Source organism: Rheinheimera sp. A13L, from assembly GCF_000217935.1.
Taxonomy (GTDB): Bacteria; Pseudomonadota; Gammaproteobacteria; order Enterobacterales; family Alteromonadaceae; genus Pararheinheimera.
In genome coordinates this window covers 38,252-50,208 of record NZ_AFHI01000018.1, presented here as the reverse complement: position 1 = coordinate 50,208, position 11,957 = coordinate 38,252, and the positions used below count along the sequence as shown (strand labels likewise).

General features: G+C 47.8%; 6 protein-coding genes. 1 reads left to right on the top strand and 5 read right to left on the bottom strand.

Annotation, left to right across the window (positions count from 1 at the left end; translation table 11 throughout):
* Positions 1–92: 92 nt before the first annotated feature.
* The 5 genes from RHEIN_RS11200 to RHEIN_RS11180 all read right to left on the bottom strand — a co-directional run bounded on the left by RHEIN_RS11200 (position 93) and on the right by RHEIN_RS11180 (position 7,500).
* Entirely contained in the window at positions 93–1,001 is a 909-nt protein-coding gene (locus RHEIN_RS11200; RefSeq protein ID WP_139056450.1) for a hypothetical protein, read from the bottom strand.
* A 520-nt stretch (positions 1,002–1,521) separates the two neighbouring features.
* Entirely contained in the window at positions 1,522–2,502 is a 981-nt protein-coding gene (locus RHEIN_RS11195; protein ID WP_008899083.1) for a response regulator, read from the bottom strand.
* A complete protein-coding gene (locus RHEIN_RS11190) occupies positions 2,502–5,822 on the bottom strand; it encodes an MHYT domain-containing protein (RefSeq protein ID WP_008899082.1) in 3,321 nt (1,106 codons plus the stop codon). Before RHEIN_RS11190 ends, RHEIN_RS11195 begins: the two co-directional genes overlap by 1 nt.
* 25 nt (positions 5,823–5,847) lie before the next feature.
* Entirely contained in the window at positions 5,848–7,017 is a 1,170-nt protein-coding gene (locus tag RHEIN_RS11185; protein ID WP_008899081.1) for a dipeptidase, read from the bottom strand.
* Between the two features lie 99 nt (positions 7,018–7,116).
* Positions 7,117–7,500: a DUF1294 domain-containing protein gene (locus tag RHEIN_RS11180; RefSeq protein ID WP_008899080.1), complete on the bottom strand. Its 384-nt coding sequence runs from the start codon at positions 7,498–7,500 to the stop codon at positions 7,117–7,119.
* 304 nt (positions 7,501–7,804) lie between these two features.
* Here RHEIN_RS11180 and RHEIN_RS11170 point away from each other — a divergent pair, with 304 nt between their 5' ends.
* Positions 7,805–11,950 (top strand): InlB B-repeat-containing protein, encoded by a 4,146-nt coding sequence (locus RHEIN_RS11170; RefSeq protein WP_008899079.1) that lies wholly within the window; start codon positions 7,805–7,807, stop codon positions 11,948–11,950.
* Positions 11,951–11,957: the final 7 nt, after the last annotated feature.

Genomic DNA, 11,957 nt, shown 5'->3' with positions numbered 1-11,957 from the left:
AGCGGTTTTCCTAACACTACTTAAAGTCAGGATTGGAGGAAAAGGAGCCTGCGTTTCGTGATAACGCAGGCTACCTCTGCTTTTTCACTGCATTAAAGATTGACATCAGCTCCAATTGAAAGTGATGAATAATCGGACCAGTCTCCGCCAAATACTTCGTCATCCGCGGCTCTGCTTCTTTTTATCAGATTTCTCAGAGCACTCTGGTAATTCGTTTCGCTGGCATATTTTGATAAAGACAGTTGAATATACAGATCTGAAACCATCTCTAATTTTTCTTCCATGTTGTAGTCTGCCGGCAAAATGTTTTCCGGGTATTTGCCTTGCATTGGCCCGTAAAAAGCCTCGCTGTATTCAGAACCATCCATCAAACTCACTTCAGCATAGATTGAAAACATTGCATACTGATTTGCATTAGGAATTGAATAGTTGTTTGAATCGGACGTGATAAAGTTATTCAAAGCCAAAGCCAAACCTTCAAGCGGAGTGACATCTGGCAGATTAATGGACGTGGTATTGTTGTTTGCCGCATTTATTGCTTTTCTGCGACTGGCAAAGACGTTTATCGCCTGTCCATCCTCAATGACCTGCTGAAAACTGGTGCCGCTCAGGTGAGCCCGTGTCAGATTATCCAGCTCTGCAATCACTGGTATTTCAGTACTGCCCTGGCTGATGGGAGTGCTGAGCATATCGCCATCGATTTCGTGTATCACCCTGACATTGTTAAAATTTACGTCCACATTAGCCGGATAAAGTGTAGCGAATTGGTCAAGCTGGATTTCCAGGTCTGCATTGATGTCGTAATTACTCAGAGTACCAGCGACGATCTCAGTGCTCACAGAGTTTAAAACAGTCAAAGCAGGCCAGGCTCCACCAGTGGTCCGGCAAATTTGAGCATTCCTAAAAACACCGCTATACGATGAAAATCGTTGAAATGCGACCGGGCTGGTAGCTCCAGTCAACGTCATACGATCAACACTAAACCCCTGCGCTGAGCTCACCTGAACATCCTTGGTTTGACATTCACAGCCTTGGGTTGAGGAGCCTAAAGCAGTAAATTTCCCGAGGTCACCCACAGGGTGCTGAGCTCTGGATTCTGCATAAATCTGTGTTCCGGAAGCTGTTTCTGTTTTGGTTATAAATGCTATATTGACTGACTGAGTGGCAGGAATAGCCGTTGTTATTTTACCTTGGGTATTCGGAGTATGGCGGCTTTGTATCGCCCAATTCGCGTCGTAGACAACAAGTTCAGCATTGGTGGCGGGAATTTCTGTCTGACAAAGGCTTTGCTGTACTATGTCAGCAGTCAGGTTTACGCTGCTGTTGCCTCCACCTGAGCCACCACCTGAGCCTCCTCCACTTCCATCATCCCCGCCGCCGCCACCGCAGGCGGTGAACAGTATAGTGCTGCTGAGTAATGTGATTAACTTTAGTGGGTTCATTCTGAGTCCTTTCTTTTGTTATACGATGGCAATTTCCGGAGATAGCCTGGTTAAGATACTAATGAATAAAAGCTTTGTATTATTCAGCCCAACGTTGTCTGATTTCAAGGATTTGTTGCAGATTTTCATCTAATAAATCAACCAGTTTGGGTTCAAAGTGCCGGCCTTTTTGTTGGCGTATATGTTGCAGTGTATCTTCAATGCTCCAGGCTTGTTTGTAAGGTCGGGCGCTGGTTAAAGCATCAAATACATCGGACAAGGCGACAATGCGGGCTTCAACCGGTATTTGCTCACCAGTCAGGCCAAAAGGGTAACCAGTGCCGTCCCATTTTTCGTGGTGATACAAAGCCACGGCTTTGGCCATTTTTAATAAATCAGATTCACAATCGCCAATAATTTCTGCACCTATCAGCGGATGTTTTTGCATCTCGGTGTATTCGTCAGTTGTCAGTTTGCCGGGTTTAAGTAAGATGCTGTCGGCAATGCCAATTTTACCTATGTCGTGCATAGGGGCTGCATGCAGCAAGTCTTCGGCTTTTTGTTCGCTAAAGCCATAAGCTAAAGCCAGCACCTGAGAGTAATGGCTCATACGCATTACATGTAAGCCGGTTTCATTGTCTTTGTATTCAGCAGCCCGGCCTAAACGTTGGATCACTTGCAGTCGGGTTTGTTTCAGCTCTTGCGCCTGGACTAAAGACAAATGGGTTTTCACTCTGGCCCGCACTACGGCAGGACTTATAGGTTTGGTGATGTAATCTACAGCTCCTACTTCAAAACCTTTGGTTTCATCCATTTCATCTTTTAAGGCAGTGACAAAAATCACCGGGATGGCGCTGGTTGCCGGGTTAGCTTTTAAACGGGCGCAGACATCAAAGCCGGTTAAACCTGGCATCATCACATCCAGCAGTATTAAGTCGGGTTGCTCTTTTTGCACCAGATGTAAGGCTTCTTCACCACTTTTGGCAAAAAACAGACGGTACTGTTCCTGCAATACTGTGCGCAATACTCTTAAGTTGGTGGGTTCATCATCTACCAGTAACAGGCTTTGTTTGTCTGTCATCAGAGCTCTCCTTCCGCCAGCTTCTGCTTTAGCTGTTCCAGCAGTTGCAGCGCCAGGTTAAAGTCAAAATCGTTGACGGCATCCAGCAACATCAATAATACAGGCTGATGTTCGCCACTGTACTGAGACAATTGTTCTATGCCTTGGTCGTCCAGTTCATGCCGTAATAACGACTGTTTTAAACTGTCGAGCATGGCATTAAGTTGCTGATTATCCAGCTGTGTTGACTGCGCCTTCTGTGCCAAAGGCTGCTCTGCCAGCAGTTTTTGATATTCAGCTTCAAATTTAGGCCAGCAGAGCAGAATTTTCTGCACTAATTCCATGGCTCTTTGTTGTTGCTGCTGCCGGCTTGCCTGTTCCAGCTCGGCGCAGGCTTTGCTCAAAGGGTCCAGGCCAAGATTGGCGCTAACACCTTTAATGGCATGCGCCTGTTGCTGCACCAACTGATAATTTTCGGCTTGTAATTCTGCGCTGGCGCGCTGTAACTGCGGCAGTTGTTGCTGTAAAAATTGCTGCAATTGCGGCAGGTAAGTGGGCAGATTACCCCAGAGTTGCAGTGCTTTTGGCAGATTCAGTAACTGATCTGAGGCAGGAGTTTGTGCCTGCCGGGATAAAGGCTCCCGCACTTCAATCTGCAATACCTGAGCTATTTCAAAACATAAAGCGGCAAAATCTATAGGTTTGCTGGCAAAACCCTGCATGCCAGCTTCTTTGGCTGCGGTTTTATCTTCGTCCAGCACACTGGCGGTTAACGCGATGATGGGCAGGGTGGTTTTGTGCTGGTCCTGCTCCCATACGCGGATTTGCTGGCAGGCTTTCAGGCCATCCAGATTTGGCATCTGAATATCCATCAGCACCAAATCAAAGGGCTGTTGCTGCACTGCTTTTACTGCTTCTAATCCATCTGTTACTGACGTTACCTGATGTCCGGCACGTTGCAGTAAGAGTTTCAGCAGTTCAAGATTTTGTGGGATATCGTCTGCTATCAGTACTTTTAAAGCGGGCAGTGCAGGCACATAACCTTGCTGAGCCGCAACAATGGCTTTACCTGCCTGGAGTGGCAAGCTGAATTCAAAACAACTGCCTACACCTTCAGTACTTTGGACGTCGATTTCGCCGCCCATCAATTCGACTAACTGTTTGCTGATGGTGGTGCCAAGACCAGTGCCACCAAAACGGCGGCTCATTGAGGCGTCTGCCTGAGTAAAAGCATCAAAAATTAAGGCTAAGCGGTCGCTTGCTATACCAATACCGGTATCCTTGATGCGAAACTTCAGTTGTTGGTCTGCTGTTGGCATCACCTGAACCAGCACAGAACCCTTGTCAGTAAATTTAATCGCATTGCCGATCAGGTTGGTCAGTACCTGACGTAATCTGTCCGGCGCGCCGTAATAAAACTCGCCGAGCTGTGGATCCAGTTCCAGTTTCAGTTCCAGTTGTTTTTTACGCGCCTGGATCCATAAAGTAGACACCACCGCATCCAGTACAGCAGGTAAAGAAAAGTCACTGCACTCCAGTTCCAGTTTGCCTTTTTCCAGCTTGGCGCTATCGAGAATATCGTTCAGTAAATGCAATAACGAATGAGCCGAACCATGAATAGTCGCCAGATGTTTTTTCTGCTCTGCTGATAAGTCAGAACTTAACAGTAAATCGCTGAAGCCGATAATGGCATTCATTGGCGTGCGGATTTCATGACTCATATTGGCAAGGAAAGCGCTGCGGCTTTCGGCGGCCTGCTCAGCTTTGTTTTTGGCTTCCAGCAGGTCGACTTCCATCTGTTTACGCTGACTGATATCCATCAGAAATCCATCCAGCCAGGCTATCTCGCCCTGTGCCGATTTCACGGCTTCGCCATATTCCAGCATCCAGCGTACAGAGCCATCTTTATGATGGATGCGGTATTCAATACTGAAGTTACCCTGATACAAATCCAACTGGCTGGTGGTGCTTTTATCATCCGGATGCACTAAATCAGACCAGCTTCGTTTGGGTGATGGCAGCATAAAATCACTGGCAGGATAACCGGACAGGTTTTCAATGGCGTCACTGATAAACACCATATCCCAGTTTTCATTGTACAAACAGCGATACGCCGCCCCCGGGATATTGCCAATTAAAGAGCGAAACTTTTCTTCGTTTTCTTTCAGCGCTTGCTCCATCTGCAGGCGCTGGCTGATGTCCGTGATAAAAGCGACAAAAATATCTTCGTCCGGCAATTTGGCATGGCCTATAGCTAGTCGCACCGGTATTGGGTGGCCATCTTTATGCACAGCTTCAACATCACGGCCTATACCAATAATTTTTGCTGTGCCAGTTGTCAGGTAGTTAGTCAGATAAGAATCATGTTCAGGGCGAATAGCGGCTGGGGTGAGGATACTGACGTTTTTATGCAGTAATTCGGCTTGAGTCCAGCCAAAAATTTGCTCTGCGGCTTTATTCATGCCCTGAATGAGGCCTTTAGCATTAATAGTCACTATGCCATCTACCGCTGTGTCCATCATCGCCAGTAAACGGCTTTCACTGGTTTTGGCGACAGCACTGACTTCGCGATATTTCAGCAGCAAGTTGATAGCCACAACAAAACTGCTGATCACTAAGGTGGTAAAAGTAATACCCATAGCGAGTACCAGCGGCATTTCGCCAGCCTGATCATCAGGTATAAAACCGGGCGGAGGCACAAAACGAGCTGCCGCCATACCTGTGTAATGCATACCACTGATAGCTGCGCCCATCACCAGACTGCTGAATAGTGTTAACCATTGCGGCGCCAGATTAAAACGTTTTAAGCCAAAACGGATCCAGAGTGCCACTATGGCAAGCACCACAGCGACCAGAATAGAGAGTAAAAACATCGGCAAGTCGTAACGCAACGCGACCGACATTTGCATAGCGGCCATGCCACTGTAGTGCATGGTACCAATACCAGCACCCATCAATACTCCACCTAACAACAGCTGGGGCAGGCTGATGCGCTTTTTACTGATCAGATCCAAAGCAACCCAGGACGCAGCTACGCTGGGCAGCATAGATAAGAGGGTTAAGCCAGAGTGGTAACTAACCTCTGTGCATAAAGTGAAGGCCAGCATGCCGATAAAATGCATAGACCAGACGCCACCGCCGAGCGCCACACTGCCGCTGCCGAGCATCAACAAACGTAAGGAGTTTTTTCTGACACTAATAGCCTGAGCCGTGATTTGCATCGCCATGGCAGATGCAAATACGGCTATTAAAAACGACAACACCACTAAACTGAGATCGTAACTGCCGGATAGCAGCAATGGATCGGCTGGATGTTCAAACAACTGACGTAACCGATCCATTGCTTTTACCTCTTACTGCCTGCTGTTAGTGTTTAGCTGCATAGTCCTCTACTGCACGCCAAACCCGCAAAGTGTTACCGGATAAGATTTTCTCAATCTCTTGTTCAGTGTAGCCACGTTCTAATAAACCGCGGATCAGATTCGGATAGGTCGACACATCTTTCAGTTGTTCCGGCAGAGAATCGCCTACGCCATCATAGTCAGAGCCTATGCCTACGTAGTCTATACCCACCAGTTTTTTCACATAGTCGATATGATCCAGCACCTTTTCTAAAGAGGCAAATGGATAAGGGTTGGTTTTACGATAGTTTTGGCTGAATGCGTCTTTGTCGGTCTGACCTGAAGCTTTAAAAGCTGCGTCGCGTTGCAGGCCCCACTGATTGGCGGCATTAACGATAAACGCAGAACCAAAGTTGATCTGCAGCACACCGCCATTTTTGGCCAGCGCTTTGAGCATCTTATCGTCCATATTGCGTTCAAAACCCGGCACCAGGGCGCGTAACGAGGAGTGGGAAGCAATGACAGGAACTTTGCTGATCTCAACTGCCTGATAAAAGGCATCATCTGACACATGAGACACATCCACCATCACACCTGTTTCGTTCATGGCCTTGATCAGCTCTTTACCAAAAGGGCTTAAACCTTTCCACTGCCGGCGTAAGTCGTAGCTGGAGTCTGCTATGTGGTTACTTTCGGAGTGAGCCAAGGTGATGTAACGAATACCACGGTTATAAAAGTGTTGCAGGTTTTCCAGTTTGCCTTCGATAGGAGTGCCGTTCTCCATACCCAAGGCCAGAGAAATTTTGCCTTCTTTAAAGTGTTTGGCTAAATCGGCGCTGTTGTAAGCCATGGCAAATTTATCCGGCGCACGGCCCACTAAAGCTTCCATATTGTCAATGAGCTGGTTCGCCAGTAAATAACCGCCGCCTTTTTTCTCGTAGGAGGATGGAATATAAATCGACATAAAAGGCGCATTTAAACCACCGGCTTTGGCGCGGGGGTAGTCAAATTCGCCTCTTTTGGTGGCTTTAGTCACATCTTCCCAGTCGTCATGCAAACGGTATGGTACGTCGATATGAGTGTCGATAATAAGCGTACTTTGGGCGATTTTGTTGGCTTGTTGGCTGAAGTCTGCGGCCTGAACCTGCAAACCTAAGGCGGCGATCAAACTGACAGATAATAAAGTAAAGCGCATAGATCCCTCGATAGTAATAACTGCTATGCAGTCGTCTTTTTCCTTAATCTATCGCGCTTTGTAGTTTGGGGATAGTGTTTCTGGTCGCAGTTTTTGCCCTTATGGCAGCAACCAGCCGGATAACCACAAACTGTATAAAGCAGAAGTGTGCAGAAGTACCGTCAACCAAAACAATAACTGAAAGCTGACTTTTCGGTTTTTATGCCGAAACCAATGTTGAGCGACAAAAGCCGCAGGCCAGCCACCCACCAGCCCCAATAGCAACAGGGTGCTTTCCTGAGTACGCCATGCCTGTTGCTCTGCGGCCTTTTTATCGCGCCAATAGCCAAACAAAGTCACAGCGTTAATCAGCACAAAAACATACTTCAGCCAGCCAGGCACTAAAAGCTGCCAGTCCAGATACAACAACCATAAAGTCAGCAGCACAAAAAGGCCGATACTGAACTTTAAACTGAAGCGAAAAGTAGATTGGGCTGGCAACATTGGATCTGTCCTTGTTTTTGAACATAAAAATGTAACTGCAGTATAAAAAGATTCTGCATACATTGGTAATGGTAGTACCGTCAGTTTTTTTGATAGATCAAAACATAACGGGAGGTAAAGTGAAACTTATGCCTTACACCAGGTGAACCTTGAATGAATAATAAATATGCTACATTTTTTTTGCGCAATGCTTCCATAATTATCATATTGTGTCTATGAAATGAAAAAAAGCGCAGGCGAAACTTGCTGCTTTTTATCTGGAACTCCATAATCTTTGCTGAATTAATATAAGCGAGATTCTGTTATGCGTTTGCTTCCCTCCTTAGCCGCTTCGTTGTTAGCCCTAACCCTTACAGGCTGTTTAAACGACGATGGCACTCCAACTTATACAGTGAGTACCAATGTAGGGCAGGGGGGCACGCTTTCCTCAGCCACCACAATGGCCAAAGCGGGAGAGGTCATCGAGTTCGATATCCTGCCTGAAGACAACCACCGCTTAAGTACTATAGAGGGATGTGGTGGTACACTCGATGGCTCAGTTTTTACCACAGCTCCGTTAAGCCAGAACTGCACCGTCAGCGTGAGTTTTATTGCATTGACAGTCGAGTTGCCAGACAGTGAGCAGAACCCGGAAGTGGATGCATCCATAGCAGTAGACCCTGATGCCAATTATGGCTTTGTGCCGGGCTCAGTGCGTTTTACGCCCACTACAGGGCCTGAAGCTAATTTACCAGCGCCTTTGCCAGAGGGCGTGACCCCCAGCTCGTCATTGCTTGAATTTCAGGTGCAACTGCAAAACCCAGGTGATACTGCCACCATTACCATTACTTATGATGAGCCGATTGGGCTTGGGCATCGCCCTATGAAATACGGGCCTGCCACACCGGGGGCAGAACCAAGCTGGTATGAATTGCCTGCAGAGATGTTTGAGTACGTTGCTGATGGCAAGAGCATTTTGGTAACTATTACCGACGGCGAGCTGGGCGATAGTGATGGGGAGCGGAATGGGGTGATTAACGACCCGGTCATACTTACTAAGAGCGGCGCCCAAATTAATGTTGTTTATACTGGTGAGTATGGTGATCAGCTTTATGGGCTTGTGTCTAACTTCAACTCACCCTTGACTGGGGCGCCGGCGGGGGCTAAGGGGCTATTTTTTGCTTATGGTGAGTCGGTTGAAGAGGGAAGTTTTTGGTCTAAAGCCAAGCTTCCAAAAGTTAGTATCTCAAATCCTGAATCCACTTTTATTGGGATAGGCTGTGAATTGAAGGTTGGTCAACTCGTTTCAATTCCTCTGATCTCTGGTGGTGCTGTAAACCTTGTGAACGTAGAAATTCTTTCAATCAGTAATAATCAATCCTGCACTATCATTGCTAATGATTTCAGAACGCATCAGGTTACGACCTCTGCAAAAAATGGCGTAACCTTTACTCCTGAAGCCAGAACTATTCACAGAGATCTGTTTGCTGATTTCACAATCAGCAATACAGGGCCTTTTACCCTAAGTGGAATAAGTGGTTGTGAAGGGGCTGTGTTAAACCCGGAAAAAACATTTGTTCGCATCAATAATGTAAAACAGGATTGCACCTTAACCCCTGTGTTCCAAAAAATCAGGGTAACGGCTACAACCGGTGCTGGTGGCACTATCACTCCTGCAACGCAGGATGTAGAGTCTTTAAGCACTACGACATTCACTGTTCAACCAAACGCTGGTTTTCAAATCGCGTCAGTGCAAGGCTGTAGTGGCACACTTTCCGGCTCTACTTACACAACAGGCTCAATAACAGAAGCTTGTGCCGTCACGGCATCATTTGAACCTATTACTTACACCCTAACAGCCGCAGCCACGACTAATGGCAGTATTGCATTGCCATCACCTGCCGTTGTAGGGCAGGGCGGCGCTCTGAACTTTACGGTTACACCCAATACGGGTTATGAAATTAGCTCCGTCACTGGTAGCGGCTGCTCTCCGGTATTTGTTGCCGCCTCTGGTACTGGCGCAACTTATTCAACAGGCGTGGTGACACAAAACTGTCAGGTGTCAGCCAGTTTTAGCGGAGTTCAGATCCCTGTATCGGTTTCTGCTGCAGCAGGCGGTACTATCCAGCTAAGTCCGAATAACGCAACCAGCGTACCTTATGGTAGCTCTGCTTATGTGATTGTAAATGCAAACATCGGCAATGAAATAGCCAGTGTGTTGGGCTGCGGCATTGATTTTAAACGCACTGCAGATGAGAAGGTTAGCGCAAGAGTGTTTAATAGCCCATCAATCACCAGCGCATGTAGTATTGCAGCGACCTTTTCCGGCATTGTGTTTGATATGAAAGCTACGCAATCCGAGGGGGGGACTGTGGTGGTCGAGACACCCACAGTGCCCTATAACCAACAGGCACGTTTTAGCATTACCCCTAATGATGGTTACAGTGTAAGTCGGGACAGTATCTCAGGTTGTGCAGGCACCTTAGAGGGAAACATCTTTACCACTGAGCCTTTAACCAGCGCCTGTTCACTTTATGTCGAGTTTAAAGTCAACAGCTATGAAGTGACTGTCTCACAACAAGGTGAGGGTACTGCAACTCTACTTGGAAATCCGGCGAAGCACGGACAGCCTGTGGTTCTTACTGTTGTGCCAGCAACAGGCTATCGTTTTGCAAGCGCGTCGGGTTGTGGCGGTTTTACTAAGTTCGATCTTGGCGACAATTCTTATATTTCTGCACCTATAACGTCAGCCTGTGCGGTGGAAGTGGTATTTGAGCGTATTCAACACATAGTGTTAGCTCTATTTGATTCGAGAAAGGGGAACGTAACCCCATTACTGCAAACCGTAAATTACGGGGATACCGCCTCTTTTACTATCAACCCGAATCCGGGCTTCACATTTAGTGCTGAACAAATAGCTGGATGTGAAGGTGCTGGTGGCACATTAGATGGCAACGTATTTACCACCAGCCCTATTATTGGGCCGAGATGTGAGGTGTTTATCGACTTTGAGTTGGAGCAATACGCGCTTACAGCGACAGCAGAAAACGGTACTGTGGTGTCAGGCACGCCTGCAGAGGTGACGTACGGCGGTAGTCATACCTTTGAGTTGGCAGCAAACGAAGGCTACAGCTTTGACCGGGTGGAATACAGTCCGAATGTAGCTGCCTGTGCAGGTACGCTGTCGGGCACCAGCTACACCGTGGATCCGGTGGCGCAAAGCTGTAGTTACGCTTTTTACTTCTCGCAGAACACATACACCATCAGCACCGCTGCTGACCAGGGCGGTTCGTGGAGCCCTGCATCCTTTGAGTTTACACATGGACAAGAGGCTAAGGAGTTCACGCTCACAGTGCCTGACGGCTATGAAGTGAATTCGGTGACAGGCTGCGCTCATACTGAGGTGAGTGAAACTGTCTATAGTGTTGCTGGTATTACGGCAGACTGTACCTTGTCGGCGACCCTGCAGTTACAAGTGGAAGCGCCAAGTATCAACACGGTGCAAGCGGGCAATGCGATGGTGACTTTATCTTGGAGCAGCGTGACCAACGCAGACTCTTACAAAGTGTATTACGCCAAAGAAAGTATTGAGACTGTCGCGAACTATGCCAGCCTGGATGGCGGTAATGTCGCATCATTTGATGCGACTGTGGGCTCTGTGATGGAGCTTACCAATGGCACTGAATACTTCTTCCGTGTCACCACAGTGCAGGGTGGTTTTGAGAGTGAAGGCAGTAGCGAGGTCAGTGCCACACCAGTGGGTGTAGCTACTGCCGCGGACGGTATGAACGATACCGGGGTAACACAGTGTGCCAGCACGGTCAGCGCTAGTGCAGCCTGCCCTAATACAGGTGCTCCGCGCCAGGATGCGGAGTTTGGCCGTGATGCAGATTTGGCTGGCAATATCCTGACTAAACAAGGCGGCGGTGTCGGCAGTTTAGACCTGACCAAGCTGGGTGCGAATGGTGTTGCACTGGCGATACAGAGCCAGGCTTGGGACCTGGCCGGCAATGAAGTTGCGGGCACGCAATGGAGTTGTGTTAAGGATAATGTGACGGGTTTGGTCTGGGACAGCAAGGTAGACGATGTCAGCAACTATCGTCATGGCGGCAATATCTACGTTTGGTACAACAGTACAGCTACGGAAAACGGCGGTAATTCCGGTCTGGAGTGTAGTGAGTCATGTGATACCCAAAGTTATGTTGCTGCACTCAATACCAATGCCCATTGTGGTTTTACTAACTGGCGCTTGCCGACTATGCAAGAGATGTATGATTTGTTTGGCAGCGAGCATCAGCAAGATACGCACTACTTCCCGCATCTGCTGCCGCTTGCTCCGTATTGGACGTCAAACACCGTCAGCTCACTGACCACGGACGTATTTTGTGTTATTCCGGGAGCTGTGCCTGGTGTGAGCCAATGTGCGAAGTTGGATGTAGGTTTTGTGATGCCAGTACGTTCAGCGCAATAAGGAGAGT

Excerpts from the sequence above, each read along its gene's own strand:
- RHEIN_RS11195 (WP_008899083.1), bottom strand. The coding sequence starts at position 2,502 with ATGACAGACAAACAAAGCCTGTTACTGGTAGATGATGAACCCACCAAC.
- RHEIN_RS11185 (WP_008899081.1), bottom strand. The coding sequence starts at position 7,017 with ATGCGCTTTACTTTATTATCTGTCAGTTTGATCGCCGCCTTAGGTTTG.
- RHEIN_RS11190 (WP_008899082.1), bottom strand. The coding sequence starts at position 5,822 with ATGGATCGGTTACGTCAGTTGTTTGAACATCCAGCCGATCCATTGCTG.
- RHEIN_RS11170 (WP_008899079.1), top strand. The coding sequence starts at position 7,805 with ATGCGTTTGCTTCCCTCCTTAGCCGCTTCGTTGTTAGCCCTAACCCTT.
- RHEIN_RS11180 (WP_008899080.1), bottom strand. The coding sequence starts at position 7,500 with ATGTTGCCAGCCCAATCTACTTTTCGCTTCAGTTTAAAGTTCAGTATC.